The sequence below is a fragment of the Nocardioides abyssi genome (assembly GCF_030412915.1).
In the GTDB taxonomy this organism is placed as follows: Bacteria; Actinomycetota; Actinomycetes; order Propionibacteriales; family Nocardioidaceae; genus Nocardioides; species Nocardioides abyssi.
On the sequence record NZ_JAUHJR010000002.1, the window covers coordinates 212005 to 232532 of the forward strand.

A 20528-nucleotide genomic window follows, 5' to 3' on the forward strand; every position below is an offset into this window, starting at 1 on the left:
GGGTGCGGGGGTTCGACGCGCAGGCGCAGCACGCCTTCGCTGCTCAACCAGCGGCTTTGCGGTCTATGTCCGCATGTGGAACGAGACGCCGCCGTCGGGATGGTGGGTGGTCTCGAAGCGGGGGTCGTGGATGCGGGCGTGATGCCGGGGACAGAGCAGGCGAGCGTTCTTCATGTCGGTCCTACCCCCGCGGAGCCAGCTGTCGTCGTGGTGGGCGTGGCACAGATGCGCCGGCCAGTCGCACTCGGTGGCCGTGCAGGTCTTCTGCGTGATGGCGAGCCCGCGGCGCTGGGCGCCGGAGAACAGGCGCGCGGTGCGACCGAGGTCGAGGAGCTCTGACTTCCTGCCGAGGACGGCGGGGAGGAGGCCCGCTTCGCACGCCATGCGCCGCGCCATCGAGACCGAGATCGGTTCGCCGGACTCCAGGGTCGCGCGACCGATGTCGCTCTGGAGGTCGGAGTAGTCGATGAGGACGACGATGCTGGCGTTGAGGCCGCCGAGCTGGGGGAGCTTGTCGGCAGGAAGCCGCTCGAGGAGCTCGCAGAACGCGTCACCCATCCGCTCTGGAGACGGCCGCCGCTCCACTACGTCGTCGGGCTCGTCGCCTTTGATGGCGGCCTGGTGCTTCGGTGCTGCGAAGGCGAGCAGCATCTTCTTGAGCATCTCGCCATGGAGTGTCGGGATGGAGAACTTGCCGCGTACCGAGCCCTTGCCGTCCAGTGCCATGGTCAGCCAGGCGTTCGCGCGTGCTTCGCGCTCCTCGCGTTCCAGCGCGCGGGCGTCGCGCTCCTCGCCGATCTCGGGTGCGACGACGGTCAGGACGTGCTTGGCCAGGATGGCCAGCGACTTGGGGTCGCGGTCCAGCGCTTCGTTCAGCAGATGCTTCTCGGCGCGCTCCGGGATCGTCGGATCTTCGAGGTCGTCGGGTAGCCGATCGACGCAGTCGGTGATGACTTGGGCGTGGTCGACGCTGATCGCACCCTCCATCAGTGCGGCGGACGTGGGTGCGTGGCGGTCCAAGGACTCGGCCAGCCGCATACGCCGCTTGGCGGCGGGACGGTCCTGGCGGGTCTCGTGGGACCACCAGGACGCGGTGTCGGTCGCCCCGACCTTGTCGCCCACCGCACGACGGTCCGCCTCGGCGGCGAGCTTGAGCTCCAGCGCCTCGACCTGCGCACGCAGCCGCGTCGCCTCCAGGAGAGTGGCTGCGACCTCGGTGTCGGACATCTGCCACAGCTGAGAGCTGCACGCCGTCCGAGCCTTCTTCCGAGACTTCGCGACCGCACGGCACACCGGGTGCGCACTGCGTCGAGAGTCCTGGGCCATGGGTCTACTCAAGCAGCGACCACCGACAGTCACGGGCCTGTTTCCGCAGGTCAGACCACCATTCGGACAGCAACTTCGGCGAGTTTTCGGCGGGTTTCGAGACGGGCCTGGCGGCCCTCCTCAACCAGCCGGAGACAGCAGCCGGCAGCCCAGCCGATAGCCGGCGGCGGCGCGCGAGCCGCGGCGTACCTCGTCCTCATAGCTGCTCCCACCGCAACCACCCACGGCCCGCAGGCCGAAGGTCGGGTGCAGGGGTCTCGTCGACGCTCGCCAGGGCTCGCTGCTCGACCAGCGGGTTGCGGCTCAACCTGCGGGGCAGCTGCCGAGGTTTCGAGACGGGCCTGGCGGCCCTCCTCAACCAGCCGGAGACAGCAGCCGGCAGCCCAGCCGATAGCCGGCGCCGGCGCGTGACCCACGGCGTACCGGGTCCTCATAGCTGCCCTACCGCGACCACCCACGGCCCCGAGGCCGAAGGTCGGCTGCCGGGGGTTTCGAGACAGGCGCTGCGCGCCTTCCTCAACCAGCCGATGGGAGGAGGACCTCGCCGCCCGCGACGGTGGCGAGGTCGCGGCCGAGGGTGAGGTCGACGGGGTTGGTGAGGCAGCGGACCGAGCCGCCGCCCTTGTGGAACTCGGAGACGTCGACGAGCACGACCTCGAAGCCCCACTCCTCCAGCTGCGCGCGCACGCGCGGCGGGCAGGCCGGCATGACGACGGTGCGGCCGACGACGACGGAGTTGGCGCAGAACGTCGTGAGCGCCTCCTCCTCGGTGAGCACGAGCGGCTCGGGCACGAGGTCGAGCAGCGCGGCAGCGGAGGCGTCGTCGAGGGCGGCGGGGCAGACGAGCGCGCGGCGGTCGTCGAGCGGGCAGAAGGCCAGGTCGAGGTGGTACATCCCCGGGTGGGTGATCCGCAGCCCGCGCACCCGCACGCCGAGGTCGGTGGCGAGGTGCTTGAGCGCGAGCTCCTCGGTGCGCGGGCCGAAGCCGACGACCAGGTCCCCGCGGAAGGGGAACGCGTCGCCCGCCTCGAGGTGCGCGCCGACGCCGTCGCGACCGACGTACGACGTCGTGGCCCCCGTCGCCGCGAACCACGGCTCGGCCGTCAGCGTCTCCATCCGGCGCTGGGCGTAGCGCATGTGCGACATCACGACGTGGCGGGAGCCGTCGGGGCGCACCAGGCCGAGGCCGAGGTTCATCGCGTAGACCATGTCCGGCGCGTCCGGGCGCTGCGGGAGCACGTCGACGTCGGCGCCGAGCCCCTCGAGCACCTCGACCATCGCCCGCCACTGCGTCATCGCCAGGGCGGGGTCGGGCTGGACCGCGGGGTCCATGAACGGGTTGATCGCGTAGTCGATGCGGAAGTGCGACGGCTCCACCGCGACGTACCGACGACCCCACTGCAGCTGCTCCATCGAGCGCACCCCCACTTCTCCCTATAAGGCCCCGACTCACCGGATTGTCAGACAATCTGACAAGCCGGAGTGTGGGGCACGACGAGGCCTCGGCACAAGTCGGCGCGCGTGCGGGAGGATGGGCCCATGTCCGAGCCGTTCGGCACCCTCAGCCTCGACGTGTCCACGACCGTCGACCGCGTCGCGCAGGAGCTGCGCCGCGCCGTCTTCGAAGGCGAGCTGGAGAGCGGCACGGCGCTGCGCGAGGTCGCCCTGGCCGCCTCCCTCGGCGTGAGCCGGCCGACGGTCCGCGAGGCGCTGACGCTCCTGGTCGCCGAGGGCCTGGCCACCCGCGAGCCGCACCGCGGCGTCAGCGTGACCAGCCCCGACCCCGACTCGGTGCGCGACGTGTGCCGGGCCCGGGCGGTCCTCGAGGGCGCCGGGGTACGCCGCTGGGCCGAGGCCGAGGAGGCGCTGCGGGACCGCGTGCGCACGACGCTGGTGGCCTACACGAGCGCGGTGGCCGACCACGCGTCGTACCAGTCGCTCAACGAGCGGCACCTCGCCTTCCACGTCTCCCTCGTCGGCCTCACCGGCTCGCCCCGGCTGGTGCACATGGCCGAGCAGCTGGTCACCGAGCTCAAGCTGGCGCTGGCCCAGGTCGACCGGATCCGCCGCAACGCCCACGACCAGGCCGACTCCCACCAGGCGCTGCTCGACCTGCTGGAGGCCGGCGACATCCCGGCAGCCTCGGCGTTCCTCGACCGGCACCTGGCCGACGCCGAGGACTCGATCATCGAGGCCCTGGGGCTCGAGGAGGGCCGCCTGGGAGACTGAGCCGCGTGCGGTTCCTCTCCTGGCTCCTGACCAACGCGGTCGCCCTCGCGACGGCGGCCTGGCTCGTCGACGGCGTGCGGTTCACCGGCCCGTCGAGCGGCACCGCCGAGCTGGAGCACAAGTGGGCGCCGCTGCTGGTCGTGGCGCTGATCCTCGGTGTCGTGACCTCGGTGGTGAAGCCGGTGCTGACGCTGCTGTCGATCCCGTTCATCATCGTCACGCTGGGCCTGTTCCTGCTGGTCATCAATGCCGCGATGCTCGCGCTGACCGGCTGGCTGGCCGAGCAGCTCGACCTCGGGTTCCGCGTCGACGGCTTCTGGGCGGCGGTGCTCGGCGCGGTCGTGATCACCGTGATGACCTGGGTCGTCGACCGACTCTCGCCCGACGAGCGCCGGTGACCGCCCCCGTGCTGCCGGCCCCGCGCACCCCGGGCCGCTACTCGATCGCCCTGGTCTGCCTGGGCAACATCTGCCGATCCCCGATGGCCGACGTGGTGCTCTCCGAGCGCGTCGACGAGGCCGGGCTCAGCGGCCTGGTCCGCGTCGTCAGCTCCGGCACCGGCGGCTGGCACGTCGGCAAGCCGATGGACCCGCGGTCCGCGGCCACGCTGACGGCGGCGGGGTACGACGCGACGCGGCACCGCGCGCAGCAGTTCGCGCCGTCGTGGCTCGACGAGCACGACCTGGTGCTGGTGATGGACAGCGCCAACCTGGCCGACGTCGGCGGCGCGGGCGACCGGGTGATGCTCCTCCGCGAGCTCGATCCTGTCGGCACCGGCGGCGAGGTACCGGACCCGTACTACGGTGGCGACGACGGATTCGAGGAGGTGCTGGAGATGGTGGAGCGGACCTCCGCCGCGATCACCGCGGCCCTCCAGCGCCTGCTGGGGCGCCCCTGACATGGCCCGTCAGCCGCTGGTCGCCCGCCGCGCCGAGGAGCTCCTCGGCGCCGCGGTGGTGGCCACGGCGCCCGTCGCCGGCGGCGACACCGCCACCGCGACCAAGCTGCGGCTGAGCAACGGCACCACGGCGCTGATGAAGACGATGCCGCACGCGCCGGCCGACTTCTTCGAGACCGAGGCCCGCGGCCTGCGGTGGCTCGCGGCCGCCGAGGGCGGGGCCGCCGTCCCGGAGGTGCTGGCCGTCGACGCCGAGTGCCTCGTGGTGCGCTGGGTCGAGCCGGGCAAGCAGACCGCGGAGGCCGCCGCCGAGCTGGGCCGGGCGCTGGCCGCCACCCACGCCGCCGGCGCGACGGCGTACGGCGCGGGGCCGGACGGCGAGCACCGCGACGGCTACATCGCGCGGCTGCCGCTGCCCAACCGCGCGGCGCCGACGTGGGCGGAGTTCTTCGCGGTCCGCCGCGTGCTGCCCTACCTCAAGCTGGCCCGCGACCGCGGCGCGGTGACCCCGGAGCAGGCGGCCACCGTCGAGTCCGTCGTCGGCCGGCTGCCCTCGATCGTCCCCGAGGAGGGCCCGGCCCGGCTGCACGGCGACCTGTGGAACGGCAACGTCGTCTGGGGCCTGGACCGCGTCCACCTCGTCGACCCCGCCGCGCACGGCGGGCACCGCGAGGCCGACCTGGCGATGCTCTCGCTCTTCGGCCTGCCGCACCTGCCCAAGGTGCTCGAGGCGTACGGCGAGGCCAGCCCGCTCGTCGAGGGCTGGGCCGACCGGCTCGCGCTGCACCAGCTCTTCCCGCTGCTGGTGCACGCCTGCCTCTACGGCGGCGGGTACGGCGCCCGCGCCGCCGCGGCCGCCCAGCGCTACCTGTAGCCAGCGCTACCTGTGAGCTAGCGCTTCCGGTAGACCGCCGTCAGCGTGGTCCGGCCCGGCGGGGCGACGTAGGTGTGGGTGCGCCCCCCGCCGCTGGACCACCGCGCGAACCGGTAGGTGGCGCCCTGCCGCCGCTGCTTCTTGGGCGCGGTGACGGTGATCCGTGAGCCGACGATGAAGGTGCCGGTCCAGCCGCCCGCACGACGCGTGCCGGCGATCGAGAGCGGCAGCCGCCCGGGCCTGGACCGGAACGTCACCCGCACCGTGCGCGGGTCGAGCCGGAACTGCTCGGTCGTGCTCAGCCCGCGCCCGTCGGTGGCGGTCGCGGAGACGAGGAGGTACGACGGGTGCTCGTGGTCGGGCCCCCGCACCTCGGTGTCGCCGTCGACCGCCGTCTGCAGCGGGTGGGAGTGGCAGGTGTCGTTGGGGCAGTGCGCCAGGGCCACCGACCACGTCACGGTCGGCTCGGTGCCGTCGGGGTCGGTCGCGGTCGCGGCGAGGTCGATCCGCTCGCCGACCGACCAGCGCAGGTCGCGGCTCGGCGAGGCGACGGTGATCGTGGGCGGCCCCGCGTCACCCGGGTGCAGCGTCAGCGCCGCGACGTCCTCGCCGCCGTTGCCGTCGGTCACCCGCACGCGCACGACCACGTCGTCGCTGCCCGCGGCCGTGGCGGTGGCCGTCGGTCCCTCGGCGTCGTCGAACGCGCCGTCACCGTCGAGGTCCCACCGCTGCACCAGCACGTCGTCCTCGGCGTCGGTCGAGCCCGAGGCGTCCAGGCCGACCTGCAGCGGCGCCGCGCCCCAGGTCGGGCCGAGCGCCTCGACCCGGGCGACCGGGGCGCGGTTGCCGGCGACGTACCGGATCCGGCGCAGCGAGCCCGCGCCCGCCGCCGGGTAGCCCTGCGCGTCGACGCCGAGACTGACGTACCAGAGGTCGCCGTCGGGGCCGGTGAGCAGGTCGACGGGGCTGTCGGCGCCCTCGAGGAACGGCCGGACCTTGCGCGGGTCGGGCGAGCCGTCCTGCTTCTTGCCCATCACCCACACGCACTGGCGGGAGTAGTCGGAGAAGAACAACGCCCCGCGGTACGCCGCCGGGTAGCTGCGGCTCGCCCCGAACTGCAGCCCGGAGATCGACGCCGAGCCCGTCGGGCAGGACTCGCCGGCCAGGTTGCCGGTGCGCGGGTAGGCGTAGAACGGCTTCGCCGCGCTGCCGGCCCGGTAGAGCGACTCGCACAGCGGCAGGTCGAGCGGGTCGAAGCCGGCGTTGCGGTCGGGCCCCTCGTAGCAGGGCCAGCCGAAGTTCTCCGCCGCCCGGCCGCCCGGCCGCAGCCGGTCGACCTCCTCCCAGCCGCCCTGGCCGACGTCGCCGACGTACACCTCGGGGTCGGTGCGGCCGGTGCCGGGGCGGAAGGTGAAGCGGAAGGGGTTGCGCATGCCGTAGGCCACGATCCGCCGGTCGTTGGGGCTCTCGCGGTCGGCGTACGGGTTGCCGGGCACGCCCTCGGCGGTGTCGAGGTCGATGCGGATGATCGAGCCGGACAGGCCGGTCTGGTCGCCGCCGGTGCGGATGTCCTGCGCGCGCAGCGACCCGCCCTCGCGGACCGGGTCGCCGCAGGCGTTGCCGTCGGGCCAGTACGGCGCGCCCAGCTGCCCGCGGTCGACCTCGAGGTAGTGCGCGCCCTCACCGCCGCTGGCCCACAGGTGGCCGTCGGGGCCGACGTGCAGCGAGCCGGTGCCGTGCGAGGGGTACTGCATGCACCAGTCCTCGAGCATCGGCTCCTGCTCGACCGACCGCCAGCCGCCGTCGACCCGCTCCAGGGTCAGCCGCGAGAGGCGTCCGCTGGCCAGGCAGCCCATGTCCTCCGCGCCGGGCCCGCCGACCTCGGGGTCCGGGCACTCGTCGTACCCCACGCCCGGCACGCCCCAGTGCGGCGCCGGCAGGCCGCTGCCGAGGATGTGGTCGTAGGCGTGGAGCACGTAGAGGTAGGGCCGCTGCGGGAAGCCGGGGTCGACGGCCAGGCCGAGCAGGCCGCGGTCGTAGAGGTTGTTGACGTCGTCGCTGAGGTCGACCACCTCGACCGGCGCGGCCTCCGGGGACTCCCATACCCGCACGACGCCGCTCTTCTCGGCCACGAAGATCTCGCCCGCGGGCCCGAAGTCCACCGCCGTGGGCTCGTCGAGCCCGTCGAGCACCACCTCCTCCTGGAAGCGGTCGGGCAGCCGCGGCCCGTCGTGGTGACGGGCCAGCCGTGCCGGTGCCTCCCCCGGGACCTGCCGCGTGACCTGCTGGGTGGCGGCGGCACCGGTCGGCCGGTCGGGCGCGGCGGTCGACGCCGTCCCCACCAGCGCCAGGGTGCAGGCGGTGAGCAGCAGGACGAGCGCGCGGTGCAGCAAGGTGACCCCCCAGGTTGCTGCGCAGCCTAGGTGCGCCCCGCCCCGGATGCCCGGTTTCGGCGGGGCTCCTTCTCAGCGGCGACTCAGGACGGGCTGGCACCATGTCGTCGTGCCAGCGTCCGCCAAGCCCCGCGCCCTCGTCGTCGACGACGACAAGGCGGTCCGGGAGTCGCTGCGGCGCTCGCTGGAGTTCAACGGGTACGACGTGCACGTGGCCACCGACGGCGCGGAGGCGCTGGCCGCGATCGGCCGGGTCGCGCCGGACGTCGTCGTGATGGACGTGATGATGCCGCGGCTCGACGGGATCGAGGCGACCCGGGCGCTGCGGGCGGCCGGCAACGACGTGCCTGTGCTCGTGCTGACCGCGCGCGACGCCGTCGGCGACCGGGTCGAGGGCTTGGACGCGGGCGCGGACGACTACCTGACCAAGCCGTTCGCGCTGGCCGAGCTGCTCGCGCGGCTGCGCGCGCTGCTGCGCCGGGTGGTGCCGGCCGACGACGCACCGGACGAGGTGCTGTCGTTCTCCGACCTGTCGATGGACGTGGCGACCCGCGAGGTCCGCCGTGGCGAGCGGCTGATCGAGCTGACCCGCACGGAGTTCACGCTGCTGGAGATGTTCCTGCGGCGGCCGCGGCGCGTGCTCGAACGTTCGTTCATCCTCGAGGAGGTCTGGGGCTACGACTTCCCGACGACCGCGAACTCCCTCGAGGTCTACGTCGGCTACCTGCGCCGCAAGACCGAGGCCGAGGGCGAGCCGCGGCTGCTCCACACCGTCCGCGGCGTGGGCTACGTGCTGAAGGAAGCATGAGCCGCCTGCTGCGCTCGCTCGCCGGCCGGGTCACCCTCCTCACCACCATCGCCGTCGGGCTGGCCGTCGCGTTCGTGGCCGCCGGTGCGTTCATGACCGTGCGGGTGCAGATGCAGTCGACGCTGGACAACTCGCTGCTCGACCGCGCCCAGCAGGCGACCCGCACCTCGGCGCTCTCCCAGCTCAGCACCGACCTGAAGATCCCGTCCTGGGCGCTGGGCGCCGGCGACATCCGGGTCGCGTTCGTCTACCCCGACGGCAAGGTGCTGACCCCCGACCAGGGCCCGCGGCTCTACATCGGGGAGCCGGAGTTCGCGGTCGCGCAGGGGAAGCGGGCCTACAACATCCGCACCATCGCCGCCGGTGGCACCGACTACCGGGTCGCGAGCGTGCCTGCCGCGACGCCCGGCGAGGCGCTGGTCGTCGCGCAGTCGCTGGAGCCGCAGAAGCAGGTGCTCGCCCGGCTCGGCGTCGTGCTGCTGCTCGTCGGGCTGCTCGGGGTCGCGGCCGCCGGGGTCTCGGGCTGGGCCGTTGCCCGCAACGGCCTGCGCCCGGTGCGCCGGCTGACCGTCGAGGTCGAGGCGATCGCCCGCACCGAGGACCTCACCCCCATCGAGGTCCACGGCGACGACGAGGTCGGGCGCCTCGCCGCGGCGTTCAACGAGATGCTCCGCGCGCTCGCCGCGTCCCGCGACCGGCAGCGCCAGCTCGTCGCCGACGCCGGCCACGAGCTGCGCACCCCGCTGACCTCCCTGCGTACCAACATCGAGCTGCTCACCCAGGTCGACTCCCCGGGCGCCGAGGCGCTGCCCGCCGGCGCGCGCACCGAGCTGCTCGACGACGTCCGCGCCCAGATCGAGGAGCTCACCACCCTCATCGGCGACCTCATGGAGCTCTCCCGCCACGAGCCGGCCGCCCACCTCGTCGCGCCCGTCGACCTCGCCGACGTGGTCGACCAGGCCCTCGCCCGCGTACGCCGCCGCGCGGCCGGCCTGGTCTTCGACGTCGACCTGGAGCCGGCCGAGCTCGTGGGCGACGCGGCCGCGCTGGAGCGGGCGGTGACCAACCTGCTCGACAACGCCGCCAAGTGGAGCCCCGCCGGCGGCACCGTCACCGTCCGGCTGGCCGACGGCACGCTGACCGTCGACGACGAGGGGCCCGGCATCGCCGGCGAGGACCGCGACCGCGTCTTCGACCGGTTCTGGCGCGCCGACGAGTCGCGCGGCATGCCCGGCTCCGGCCTCGGCCTCTCGATCGTCCGCCAGGTCGCCGAGCGGCACGCCGGCCGCGTCGACGTCGAGGAGTCCCCCGCCGGCGGTGCGCGCCTCGTGCTCGCCCTGCCGGTCGGGGCCGCCGCCGCCGCTGCCGGCCCGGCCGGCCCTCTCGGCCCGCGACCCACCTCGCCTCCCCCGGCCGCCGGACCCACGGCCAGGCCCGCCACCCCGCCACCCGCACCCCCGACCACCGGAGGCCGCCCGTGAGGCGCGCGCTGCTCGTCGTACCCCTCCTGCTGCTGCCGGGCGCCCTCGCCGGCTGCTCCGGCGACGACCCCGACGGGAGCACGTCCGGGGACTCGCCGCACGGCGAGACCTCACCGGCGGTCGCCGCGTGGAACCCCTGCGACGACGTCGGGCCCGAGGAGGTCGGCGCGCTGCTCGGGGCGGAGGTGACCGAGGAGGACGGCGAGCCGGGCGCGATGCGCTGCACCTACCTGCCGGTCGAGGAGGGCGGGGCGACGCTCGACGTCAACTACCTGTGGTTCGACGGGTCGTTCGCCGACGCCTGGGAGACCATCGGCGACGACATCGCCGGGCGGGTGCACGACGTCGACGTGCCCACCGCCGACGCGGCCCGCACGGTCGTCCAGGTCACCGACGACGCGGTCGTCGTCAGCGGCTTCGTGCAGACCGGCGGGCTCATCGAGTCGGTCAACGCGATCGTGCTCGACCCCGGCGAGCGCGACCGCGTGGTCCGCGCGACCGAGGGCCTGCTGCGGCTGCTCTCCGAGCGGGCACCGGCGCGCGCCGGGGGCTGACCGCCTGCCAGGATGCGGCCATGGAGCTGGCGTTCTTCACGTCCGACGACGACGGCGCGAGCCTCGTCGCCACCGACCTCGCGGTCAGCAGCTGGGGCAAGGACCACCTGCACGGCGTCGCCGTCAGCGGCGCGATGGCCCGCGCGCTCGAGCAGCGGCTGGAGCAGGAGGGGCGCACCGAGCTGCGGCCGGCCCGCTACACCGTCGACCTCTTCCGGCCGGCCACCCGCCAGCCGCTGACGTTCACCACCGACGTGGTGCGGGCGAGCCCGCGGCTCGCGCTGCTCGACGTGACCGCGCTGCAGGACGGCGTACCCGTCTCCCGTGCGAGCTGCCTCTTCCTCAAGCCCACCGCCGACACCGAGGGCGAGGTGTGGTCGCCCGGCACCTCCCCGTCGCCCCCGCCGCTCGAGGTCGCCCCGCCGACCACCGAGCCGCACGTGCCCTTCCTGCACAGCGACGCCGGCTGGTCCCAGGACTTCCGCGAGCACCAGAACGCCTCGCGCAAGACCTCGTGGAACAGCGCCGTCCCCGTCGTCGCGGGCGAGGCGGCCACCCCGTTCCAGGCGGTCGCAGCCATCGCCGACGGCGCCAGCCTGGTCACCAACTGGGGCACCAACGGCGTCGAGCACATCAACACCGACATCACGCTCACGCTGGTGCGCCGCCCCGCCGGCACCGAGGTCGGCCTGCAGGCCGTCGACCGGCTCGAGCAGGACGGCATCGCCGTGGGGACCGCGTCGGTCTTCGACCGCGAGGGCGCGCTCGGCACCATCGTGGTCACCTCGCTGGCCAACGCCCGCCGCACCGTCGACCTCGGCAAGGAGCAGTGGGAGGACGACGGCCGGCGCACGACGTCGGGCGCCTGAGGCACCCGACGCCGCCCGATCAGGCGTTGGCGCCGTCCGACGAGGGCATCCGCCAGGCCCGCTCGAAGGGCAGCCGCCACGCGTTCGGGGCGACGAGCTGGTGGATCGCGTTGGGCCCCCAGGTGCCGGGCTGGTAGGTCCGCACCGGCGGCGGGGTATCCAGCAGGGCGGTGGACTTCTCCCAGAGCGTCTCGATGCCCTCGGCGGTGGTGAACAGCGTGTGGTCGCCGCGCATGGCGTCGTGGATGAGCCGTTCGTACGCCGCCAGCACGGCCGTCGACGACGACGTCTCGTGCGTGGCGAACTGCATCGACAGCTTCTCCAGCTTCATGCCGGGCCCGGGCCGCTTGCCGTAGAACGACAGCGACATCCGTGACTGGTCGGCGAGGTCGAAGGTCAGGTGGTCCGGCCCCTGCATCCCCGCCTGCGATCCGGCCGGGAACATCGACAGCGGCGGCTCCTTGAACGCGATCGAGATGATCCGCGCGCTCTCGGCCATCTTCTTGCCGGTCCGCAGGTAGATCGGGACGCCGGCCCACCGCCAGTTGTCGATCTCCACCTTGAGCGCGATGAAGGTCTCGGTGTCGGAGTCGTCGGCGACCTCCTCCTTGCCGCGGTAGCCGTCGTACTGCCCGCGCACCACGTCGTGGGGGTCGATCGGCTTCATCGAGCGGAACACCTTGTTCTTCTCGTCGCCGATCGGGCCCGGCTCCAGCGACGTCGGCGGCTCCATCGCCATGAACGCCAGCACCTGCATCAGGTGGGTGACGACCATGTCGCGGTAGGCGCCGGTGGCCTCGTAGAACTTCGTGCGCCCCTCCAGCCCGAGCGTCTCGGGGACGTCGATCTGCACGTGGTCGATGAAGTTGCGATTCCAGATGGGCTCGAAGAGACCGTTGGCGAAGCGGAAGGCCAGGATGTTCTGCGCGGCCTCCTTGCCCAGGAAGTGGTCGATGCGGAAGATCTGCTGCTCGTCGAAGACCTCGTGCAGCTCGGCGTTGAGGTTGACCGCCGAGGCCAGGTCGGTGCCGAACGGCTTCTCCATCACGATCCGCGACCGCTCGACCAGGCCGGCCTTGTCGAGCTGGTGGACGACGTCGAGGGCGGCCTTCGGCGGCACGCTGAGGTAGTGCAGCCGGCGCTTGCGCTCGACGGGGCCGGGCAGCGTGTCCTCGGCGCGCTCCACCTCGTCGGCGAGCGCCTGCGGTCCCGCGGACTGCGGGAGGTAGCTGAGCAGGTTGCCGAACGGCGCCCAGCGCTCGTCGTCGATCGTCCCGTCGCCGAACTCCTCGCAGGCCTCGCGCGCGAACGTCTCGAAGTGCGTGCGGTCGACGTCCTCCAGCGAGGTGCCGACGATCCGGGTGTCGTCCAGCAGGCCCGCCTCGAACAGGTGCAGCAGGCCCGGCAGCAGCTTGCGGCGGGACAGGTCGCCGGTGGCGCCGAACAGCACGATGACGTGCGGCTTGGCCGGGCTCTCCAGAGTGCTCACGCGGGGTTACCTCCTGGTGTCGCGAACAGGTGCCGCGAAGACGGCGAGCAGCCGCTCCGCCTTCCATCGTGCCTCGGCGTGCTCGGAGGCTGCGTCGGAGTGGACCGTGACGCCCCCGCCGGTACCCAGCTCCCAGGTCCCGTCACCGGTCGTCACCAGGCTGCGGATGACGACGCCGAGGTCCGCGCGCCCGTCGGCCGCCAGCCAGCCGAACGCGCCGGCGTACACGCCTCGCGGGGTCGCCTCCACCGCGTCGACCACCTCCATCGTCCGCCGCTTCGGCGCCCCGGTCATCGAGCCGGCCGGGAAGAGCGAGCGCAGCGCCGCGACGGTGCCGACCTCGGGGCGCAGCCGGCCGCGGACGGTCGAGACGAGCTGGTGGACGCTCGCGTAGGACTCCACGTCCATCAGCACCGGCACCTCGACCGAGCCGGGCTCGCAGACCGTCGCCAGGTCGTTGCGGAGCAGGTCGACGACCATGAGGTTCTCCGCGCGGTAGCGCTGCTCGGTGCGCAGCCGCTCCGCCGCCGCCGCGTCCTCCTCGGGCGTCGCCCCGCGGGGCGTGGTGCCCTTGATCGGCTTGGTCTCGATGCTCCGCCCGCCGTCGTCCGTGCGGGCCACGGTCGCGTAGCGCTCCGGGCTGCTGGAGAGCAGCCACGCGCGGGCGCCCGGCACGTCGTGCTGGAGGAAGCCGGCGTAGGGCGCGGGGTTGAGCGCGCGCAGGCGCAGGTACGCCGCCACCGGGTCGAGGTCGCTCGTCGTCCGCTGCCGGTGGGTCAGGTTGACCTCGTAGGAGTCCCCCGCGTGCAGCGCCTCCTGCACGCGGGCGTACGCCGCGGCGTACTCCTCCGGCACCGGCACCGTGCCCGCGGACGTCATGCGTCGCGTGGCAGCGGGTGCTCGCTCCGCATGACGTCCCGGGTCGTGGTGGGTGAAGACCCGCACGTGCGAGGGGCGCATCCAGACCGCGTCGGGCAGGTCGCGCGCGGGGCGGGCCGGCAGGTCGGGCCGGCAGGCGTAGCCGAGGTAGCCGAACCACTGGTCGTCCGGCCCACCCGCGGTCAGCTCCGCCTCGAGCACCGCGAAGACGTCGCCGTCCCCGACGGCCACCACCTCCGAGCGGCCGCCGGCGTGCCGGGTGACGGTGCGGGTGGCGGCGGCGTACGAGAGCGAGACGTCGTCCTCGTCCAGCCAGCCCAGCAGCGACCGGCGCCCCGACCAGTCGCGCGCGCCGCCGCCGTCGAGCCAGAAGCAGCGCGGGTGGGCCGCGGCCATCGCGGCGAACGCCTCCTCGACCGGCTCGCTCACGACCGCACCCCCAGGAACGACGCGACGATCCGCAGGCCGTGCTCGGAGAGCACCGACTCGGGGTGGAACTGCACGCCCTCCAGCGGCAGCGACCGGTGCCGCACGCCCATGACCACGCCGTCCTCGGAGCGCGCGGTCACCTCCAGGCAGTCGGGCACGAGCGTCGCGGCGAGCGAGTGGTAGCGCACCGCGGCGAACCCCTGCGGCAGCCCGGCGAGCACGCCGCGCCCGTCGTGGGTCACCCGGGAGACCGTCCCGTGGGCGGGGGCGACCCGCTCGACGCGGCCGCCGTACGCCGCCACGAGCCCCTGCATGCCCAGGCACACGCCCAGCACCGGCCGGGACGCGGCGAGCAGCACCTCGCGCCCGACGGCGAAGTCCGCGGGGTCGTCCGGGCGACCGGGACCGGGCGAGAGCACGACGTGGTCGTGGGCGAGCACCTCGGCGGCGCCCACCTCGTCGTGCTGCAGGACCGTCGGGAGGGCACCGGTGACCTGCGCGACGAGGTGGACGAGGTTCCAGGTGTAGGAGTCGTGATGGTCGACCACCACGACGTCCGCGGCCACGGTCGCGGCCTCAGGCGTCCCCGGAGCCGGGACCGTCGAGGAGGAGCGAGACGACGAAGTCGTGCAGCAGGTCGTAGCCGCGCTCGGTGAGGATCGACTCGGCGTGGAACTGGATGCCGCGGTAGTGCGGGCCGACCAGGTGGTGCACGTCGCCGGTGTCGGGGTCGGTGTCGACGCGGACCCCGTCGGGCAGGGCCGTGCCGTCGTCGACCCGGCCGACGAAGGTGTTGTAGAAGCCGACCCGCTCGGTGCGGCCCTCCAGCGGCACCGGCGACTGGGTGCCCTGGAAGACGATGTCCTTGTAGGTCAGCGGGATGCCGAGCCGGTGGCAGAGCGCCTGGTGGCCGAGGCAGACCGCGAGGAACGGCCGCTGCTGGTCCATCAGCTCCGCGACGGCGGCACGCAGGTTGGCCATCTTCGGGTCGTCGTCGTCGCGCGGGTCGCCCGGGCCGGGCCCCACGATGACCAGGTCGTAGCCGTCGAGGCAGCCGGCGGCGTACTCCTCGTGGCGCACGACCTCGCTGGTCATGCCGAGCACGCCGAGGACGTGGCGCAGCATGTTCACGAAGTCGTCCTCGCCGTCGAGGATCACCGCGCTGCGGCCGGCCAGCCGCGGGTCGGGCGCGGAGCCGCCCTGGTCGGTCAGCCAGAACGACGACAGCCGGCGGTTGCGGGCGTTGAGCGCGAGCAGGACGTCCTCGTCGCTGACCAGCTCGGCGACGTTGACGTCCGGGGTCGGCGCGGGCGCGACGAGGCCGAAGGCACTGAGGATGCCGCCGGCCTTGGCGTGGGTCTCGGCGACCTCGTACGCCGCGTCCGAGTCGCGCACGAGCGTGGCACCGGCGGTCACCTTGAGGTTGCCCTCGAGGTCGACGTCGGCGGTGCGGATGACGATCGGGCTGTCGACGACCGGGCCGCCCTCGGCGTCGCGGCCCAGCACGGCCAGGGCGGCGCCGTAGTAGCCGCGGCCCTCGGTCTCGTACTGCTTGATCAGCCGGCAGGCGTTCTCCACCGGGCTGCCGGTGACGGTCGCGGCGTACATCGTGTCGCGGAGCACCTCGCGGGGATCGCGGTCGGTGCGGCCGGCGAGGAGGTACTCGGTGTGGACGAGGCGGCTCATCGGCTTGAGGAACGGCCCGAGCACCTGGCCACCCTGGTTGCAGATGTCGCACATCATCTTCAGCTCCTCGTCGACGACCATGAAGAGCTCGTAGATCTCCTTCTCGTCGCGCAGGAACTCCAGCAGGTCGCCCTTGACGTCGGCGTGCGGGTCGCGGGGGATGCGGAAGGTGCCGCTGATCGGGTTCATCCGCACGTCGCCGCCGTGGATCGACACGTGCCGCTCCGGGCTGGCGCCGACCAGGTAGCGGTCGCCGGTGAAGAACAGGAACGTCCAGTACGCCCCGCGCTCGCGCTCCAGCAGCCGGCGGAAGACGGCCAGCGCCTTGTCGGCGCCCCAGTCGTCGACCTTCGCCCGGTAGTGCCGGCCGACGACGAGGTTGGCGCCCTCGCCCTGGCCGATCTCGTCGCGGATGATCGCGTCGACGAGCTTGCCGTACTCCTCGTCGTCGGTCTCGAAGCCGCCGCGGTCGGCGAAGGTCACCTCGACGTCGTCGATCGCCTCGACGACCTCGGCGACGGAGAGCTCCAGCTCGGTCTCGACGTCGACCACCACCAGCGGGGTGCCGTCGTCGTGGGCCTCGAACCCGCGCTCGGCGACCTGGCGGAACGGCACCGCGAGCAGCCGGTCGGCGATGTGCCCGGCCCGCGGCGGCCCCTCCTCGAGGGGTACGTCGAGCAGCGACTCGACCACCGACCGCTTGCCGCCCACGAGGCCGACGCTGTCGCGGTCCCCCGCCCGCGTGGACCGGCGGATGATCGCCCACGCCTCGTGCCCCTGGAGCGCGGCGATGGCGTCCCGGGCGTTCGGCGTGCTCGTCATGGCGCGAACTCTAGTTGTCGCCCGCCGTCGCTTCCTCCCAGTTCCACCGCCGCCCCCGGCACCGCTGGTCGAGCCGTCAGGGCCGCCATGGCCTGACCGTGTCGAAACCCGGTGAGCGGCGCAGGGCCGCAGGTCCCTCACCGGGTTTCGAGACAGGCGCCAGCGCGCCTTCCTCAACCAGCGGTGGCCCCCCCGCTGGTCGAGCCGTCAGGGCCGCCATGGCGTGACCGTGTCGAAACCCGGTGAGCGGTGCAGGGCCGCGGGTCCCTCACCGGGTTTCGAGACAGGCGCCAGCGCGCCTTCCTCGACCAGCGGTGGCGCCCCCCGCTGGTCGAGCCTCCCGGCTGGTTGAGGAGGGCCGCCAGGCCCGTCTCGAAACCCGCCGGAAGAGCGGACTCAGCTGATGGTCGTCAGCAGCTGGGTCGCGCGGGTGAGCACGACGTAGAGCGTGGCGCGGCCGGTGAGCGACTCGTCCTCGATCTCCTGGGGCCGGACGACGACGATCCCGTCGAACTCCAGGCCCTTGGTGTCGAGGCCGGTGAGCACGACGACGCGGTCCTCGCCGGACGGGGTGACCGAGGAGTCGACCGCCGCGCGGGCCCCGGGGGCGTCGTCGGCGAGCTCGGGCCACGACGCGAGCCAGGAGTTGACCTCCGACCGGCGGGCGACCGGCACCACGATGCCGACGGTGCCGCCGACCTTGCCGGCGATGTCGACGACGGCCTCGCGGGTGGCGGCCTCGAGGTCGGTGACCCCGGTGACCTCCACCGGCTCGACGCCGGTGGAGCGGACCGCGGTGGGGAGGTCGGCGTCGAGGCCGACGCGGCGGGCGTACACCTCGGCGTACGCGTAGATCTCGGAGGAGTTGCGGTAGTTCGTCGAGAGGTGGAAGGCGTGGATCCGCTTGCCGTCGAGCGCCTCGGCGCGGGCGGCCTCGGCCTCCTCGCGCACCGGCCACGACGACTGCGCGGGGTCGCCCACGATCGTCCAGGAGGCGGTGCGGCCGCGGCGGCCGACCATCCGCCACTGCATGGGCGTGAGGTCCTGCGCCTCGTCGATGAGCACGTGGGCGAAGGGGTCGTCCTCGATGCGGTGCTGCGGGGGCGCCCAGGCGCGGCCGGAGGGGGCGTACTCCCGGTCGGCGGCGGTGGTGAGCTCCTGCAGGTCGACCGAGCCCTCGATGGCCGAGAGCGGGTCGTCGCGCTCGTCGTCGGCCTTGGCGGGCACGTCGCCGAGGGCGTAGCGCAGCTCGTCGAGCAGCGCGACGTCGGCGACCGAGAGGTCGGTGGCGCCGGCCCACGACTTGAGCAGCAGCCGCTGCTCCTCGGCGGTGACCACGCCCTCGCCGACCCGGGCGAGGAACTCGGGGTCGCGCAGCCAGCCGAGCACCGTCGGCGCGTCCAGCGGCGGCCACCAGGCCACCGCGAAGTCCACGAACCGCTGGTCGGCAAGCATGTCCTCGTCGAACGACTCACGGCCGCGGTCGCGACCGCGCTCACCGCGCACCTGGCGCCACATCGCGTCGAGCAGCGTCGGGGCGACCCGGGGCAGCTGCTTGTTGCGGCGGCCCTGCGACATCAGCTGGCGGCGCAGGCGGCCGAGCAGGCCTCGGTCGAGCACGATCGTGTCGTCGCGCCAGAAGATCCGGAACTCGGTCGGGCTGCCCGGGGCCTGCTGCCGCGCCGTACGACGCAGCAGCTCGGCCATCCGGCCCGCGCCCTTGACGTCGGCGACCGCCGGCTCGTCGTGGCGGGTCGCGCGGACGCCGTCGACGACCTCGCCGAGCGAGCGAAGTGCGACCGCAGTCTCGCCGAGGCTGGGCAGCACCCGCTCGATGTAGCGCATGAAGACGCCGCTGGGGCCGACGACGAGCACGCCGCCGGTCTCGTAGCGGCGGCGGTCGGTGTAGAGCAGGTACGCCGCGCGGTGCAGCGCCACGACCGTCTTGCCGGTGCCGGGGCCGCCGGAGATGGTGACGACGCCCTTGCCGGGCGCGCGGATCGCCTTGTCCTGCTCGGCCTGGATGGTGGCGACGATCGAGTGCATCGAGCGGTCACGGGCGCGGGAGAGCTGCGCCATCAGCGCGCCCTCGCCGACGATCGGCAGGTCCGCGCCGGACTCCTCGAGCGCCTCGGCGTCGAGCAGCTCGTCCTCGACGCCGACGACCTGCGGGCCGGTGCAGCGCAGCACCCGCCGGCGGATCACGGCGTGCGGCTCGGCGGCCGTGGCCTGGTAGAACACCGCGGCCGCGGGCGCGCGCCAGTCGATCAGCAGCGAGTCGCGGTGCTCGTCGCGCAGGCCGATCCGGCCGACGTACCGCGGGGCGGGGTCGAGCTCGGGCCGCATGTCGAGGCGGCCGAAGACCAGGCCCTCGTGGGCGGCGTCGAGCTGCGCGATCCGCTTCGCGGCCTGGAAGACCATCGCGTCGCGCTCCACCAGGCCGCCCTCGTGGCCGAGCCGGCCGCGCTGGTGGCCCTCCTCGGCGAGCTGGCGCGCCGCGGCGGCCGAGTCCCTCAGCTGGCGGTAGACGCGGTCGACGAACGCCTGCTCGCCCGCGACCTCCCGGTCCGCGAGCTGCTGGTCGTCGTGCTGGTCGTGCTGGTCATTCGATGCTCCGGACAACGCTGGATCTCCACTCGTGCGACGTCCCCGCGGGCTGCGCCGCCCGGTCGTCGCGCCCGGAACGGCAAGTCCTCAAGCCTAACCGTCGCCTGTGGGATCCTGCGCACCATGCCGTGGAGTCGACGCTGAGCCCCGGGTGGCGGGGCGCGCCCTGGGGGCGCCGCGCGCGCGTCGCCGGGGCCGTCGCGGTCGTCGTGGCCGCCGCCGTCGTCGTCCCGCTCGCCCCGCGCTGGGTGGACGCGTCCCGCCCGGAGACGCGGCTGGCCGCGCCGGAGGTCGTCGAGGTCTCGACCGAGTGCCGCTCCCGCGCCGACGGCGGGATCGACCACACCGACTTCCTGCTCGGCGAGGCGGCGTGGGTGCGGTTCTGCGTGGTCGGCGCCTCCTACCCGCGCCGGATCGGCTCCGCGCTCGTCCCCGACGCCGTGCTGGCGGAGGGTGCCGCGTCGCTCGTGCGGGCCTGGCAGCGCACCGACGGCCGGGCCGGGCCGTGCCGGCCGACCCCGTCGGCGACCAAGTTCGCCGTGCAGGTCGGCTTCGACGACGGCACCGTCGCCGAGGTCTTCGGCGAGACCTCCGAGTGCCCCGCCTACACCCGCCCCGCCCCCGCCACCCGGGTCGTCGCCGGCGGCCGGGTCTACCGCGACCTGATGACCGCGCTCGCGCTGGACGCCGGCTCCGGCGAGGACTCTGGCCCGGACTCCGAGGTGGGCTCCGAGCCGTCCTGCCCCGCGGCCGCGCCGGCCTTCCCGGAGGCCGTCACCCGCGACCCCACCACCGGCCTGACCGGCACCGGGGTGGCCACTGCCGTCGTGTGCCGCTACGACGCCCCGGGCCTGGCCCCAGTCGCCACCGCCCTGCGGCCCAGCGAGGCCGAGCGGGTGCGGGTGCTCGCGCTCGGCGCCTTCGACCCGACGCCCCCGTCGTGCACGCCCGACCCCGGCGCCCCGGCGTACGTCGCGGTGCTGGTGGGCCGCGACGCGTCGACGTACGAGGTCGGGCTGGACGCCGCCGCCTGCGCCGCCGCGCGCCTGAACGACCAGCGGATCGGCGTGTCGCCGGCGCTCGCGACGGCGCTGGCCGGGCTCGCGGTCGGCGCCGGGTCCTGATCTGTTACCGAACGCTGACCTTGCCGTGGACGTCGTGTGGATGGCGCCCGGGTAGTTTCA

General features: G+C 74.0%; 17 protein-coding genes. 9 read left to right on the forward strand and 8 right to left on the reverse strand.

Going from position 1 to position 20528, the window contains the following annotated elements:
• Window positions 1-63 precede the first annotated feature (63 nt).
• Both QWY29_RS06090 and QWY29_RS06095 read right to left on the reverse strand, forming a co-directional pair.
• Window positions 64-1227 (reverse strand): HNH endonuclease signature motif containing protein, encoded by a 1164-nt coding sequence (locus tag QWY29_RS06090; RefSeq protein ID WP_300959805.1) that lies wholly within the window; start codon window positions 1225-1227, stop codon window positions 64-66.
• 615 nt (window positions 1228-1842) lie between these two features.
• A complete protein-coding gene (locus tag QWY29_RS06095; RefSeq protein ID WP_300959806.1) occupies window positions 1843-2739 on the reverse strand; it encodes a dimethylarginine dimethylaminohydrolase family protein in 897 nt (298 codons plus the stop codon).
• Window positions 2740-2865: 126 nt separating this feature from the next.
• Between QWY29_RS06095 and QWY29_RS06100 the strand changes: the two genes are divergently transcribed.
• From QWY29_RS06100 to QWY29_RS06115, 4 genes are read left to right on the forward strand one after another with little or no spacing between them, the layout of a single operon-like run.
• Window positions 2866-3555, forward strand: a complete 690-nt coding sequence (locus QWY29_RS06100) for a GntR family transcriptional regulator (RefSeq protein ID WP_300959807.1) — start codon at window positions 2866-2868, stop codon at window positions 3553-3555.
• A gap of 5 nt (window positions 3556-3560) precedes the next feature.
• Window positions 3561-3953 carry a phage holin family protein gene (locus tag QWY29_RS06105; protein WP_300959808.1) on the forward strand — a complete coding sequence of 131 codons (393 nt, stop codon included), beginning with the start codon at window positions 3561-3563 and terminating at the stop codon, window positions 3951-3953.
• Window positions 3950-4453: a low molecular weight protein-tyrosine-phosphatase gene (locus QWY29_RS06110; protein WP_300959809.1), complete on the forward strand. Its 504-nt coding sequence runs from the start codon at window positions 3950-3952 to the stop codon at window positions 4451-4453. The genes QWY29_RS06105 and QWY29_RS06110 overlap by 4 nt, the downstream gene beginning before the upstream one ends.
• A gap of 1 nt (window position 4454) precedes the next feature.
• A complete protein-coding gene (locus QWY29_RS06115) occupies window positions 4455-5327 on the forward strand; it encodes a fructosamine kinase family protein (RefSeq protein WP_300959810.1) in 873 nt (290 codons plus the stop codon).
• A gap of 17 nt (window positions 5328-5344) precedes the next feature.
• Here QWY29_RS06115 and QWY29_RS06120 read toward each other — a convergent pair whose 3' ends face one another.
• Complete coding sequence (locus QWY29_RS06120; RefSeq protein WP_300959811.1) at window positions 5345-7720, reverse strand: PQQ-dependent sugar dehydrogenase; 2376 nt, start codon at window positions 7718-7720, stop codon at window positions 5345-5347.
• A gap of 109 nt (window positions 7721-7829) precedes the next feature.
• Between QWY29_RS06120 and QWY29_RS06125 the strand changes: the two genes are divergently transcribed.
• From QWY29_RS06125 to QWY29_RS06140, 4 genes are read left to right on the forward strand one after another with little or no spacing between them, the layout of a single operon-like run.
• Window positions 7830-8528: a response regulator transcription factor gene (locus QWY29_RS06125; protein WP_300959812.1), complete on the forward strand. Its 699-nt coding sequence runs from the start codon at window positions 7830-7832 to the stop codon at window positions 8526-8528.
• The gene (locus QWY29_RS06130) at window positions 8525-10009 is read left to right on the forward strand and encodes a HAMP domain-containing sensor histidine kinase (RefSeq protein ID WP_300959813.1); all 1485 of its coding nucleotides are present in this window, start codon (window positions 8525-8527) and stop codon (window positions 10007-10009) included. Before QWY29_RS06125 ends, QWY29_RS06130 begins: the two co-directional genes overlap by 4 nt.
• On the forward strand, window positions 10006-10563 hold the full coding sequence (locus QWY29_RS06135) for a DUF3558 domain-containing protein (protein ID WP_300959814.1): 558 nt from the start codon (window positions 10006-10008) through the stop codon (window positions 10561-10563). Before QWY29_RS06130 ends, QWY29_RS06135 begins: the two co-directional genes overlap by 4 nt.
• A gap of 20 nt (window positions 10564-10583) precedes the next feature.
• A complete protein-coding gene (locus tag QWY29_RS06140; protein WP_300959815.1) occupies window positions 10584-11432 on the forward strand; it encodes an acyl-CoA thioesterase domain-containing protein in 849 nt (282 codons plus the stop codon).
• A 19-nt stretch (window positions 11433-11451) separates the two neighbouring features.
• Here QWY29_RS06140 and zwf read toward each other — a convergent pair whose 3' ends face one another.
• From zwf to QWY29_RS06165, 5 genes are all read right to left on the reverse strand, one after another.
• The gene (gene zwf / locus QWY29_RS06145; protein ID WP_300959816.1) at window positions 11452-12921 is read right to left on the reverse strand and encodes a glucose-6-phosphate dehydrogenase; all 1470 of its coding nucleotides are present in this window, start codon (window positions 12919-12921) and stop codon (window positions 11452-11454) included.
• 6 nt (window positions 12922-12927) lie between these two features.
• Complete coding sequence (locus QWY29_RS06150) at window positions 12928-14229, reverse strand: anthranilate synthase component I family protein (protein ID WP_300959817.1); 1302 nt, start codon at window positions 14227-14229, stop codon at window positions 12928-12930.
• A complete protein-coding gene (locus tag QWY29_RS06155) occupies window positions 14226-14795 on the reverse strand; it encodes an anthranilate synthase component II (RefSeq protein WP_300959818.1) in 570 nt (189 codons plus the stop codon). Before QWY29_RS06155 ends, QWY29_RS06150 begins: the two co-directional genes overlap by 4 nt.
• 10 nt (window positions 14796-14805) lie before the next feature.
• On the reverse strand, window positions 14806-16737 hold the full coding sequence (locus tag QWY29_RS06160) for an anthranilate synthase family protein (RefSeq protein ID WP_300959819.1): 1932 nt from the start codon (window positions 16735-16737) through the stop codon (window positions 14806-14808).
• Between the two features lie 396 nt (window positions 16738-17133).
• Window positions 17134-19359: a HelD family protein gene (locus QWY29_RS06165; RefSeq protein ID WP_300959820.1), complete on the reverse strand. Its 2226-nt coding sequence runs from the start codon at window positions 19357-19359 to the stop codon at window positions 17134-17136.
• A gap of 113 nt (window positions 19360-19472) precedes the next feature.
• On the opposite strand from QWY29_RS06165, the gene QWY29_RS06170 reads away from it, so the two are divergent.
• Window positions 19473-20468, forward strand: a complete 996-nt coding sequence (locus QWY29_RS06170; RefSeq protein ID WP_300959821.1) for a hypothetical protein — start codon at window positions 19473-19475, stop codon at window positions 20466-20468.
• Window positions 20469-20528 lie beyond the last annotated feature (60 nt).

Coding starts and splice junctions, on each gene's coding strand:
- QWY29_RS06095 (WP_300959806.1), bottom strand. CDS start 2,739: ATGGAGCAGCTGCAGTGGGGTCGTCGGTACGTCGCGGTGGAGCCGTCG.
- QWY29_RS06160 (WP_300959819.1), bottom strand. CDS start 16,737: ATGACGAGCACGCCGAACGCCCGGGACGCCATCGCCGCGCTCCAGGGG.
- QWY29_RS06130 (WP_300959813.1), top strand. CDS start 8,525: ATGAGCCGCCTGCTGCGCTCGCTCGCCGGCCGGGTCACCCTCCTCACC.
- QWY29_RS06140 (WP_300959815.1), top strand. CDS start 10,584: ATGGAGCTGGCGTTCTTCACGTCCGACGACGACGGCGCGAGCCTCGTC.
- QWY29_RS06090 (WP_300959805.1), bottom strand. CDS start 1,227: ATGTCCGACACCGAGGTCGCAGCCACTCTCCTGGAGGCGACGCGGCTG.
- QWY29_RS06100 (WP_300959807.1), top strand. CDS start 2,866: ATGTCCGAGCCGTTCGGCACCCTCAGCCTCGACGTGTCCACGACCGTC.
- QWY29_RS06115 (WP_300959810.1), top strand. CDS start 4,455: ATGGCCCGTCAGCCGCTGGTCGCCCGCCGCGCCGAGGAGCTCCTCGGC.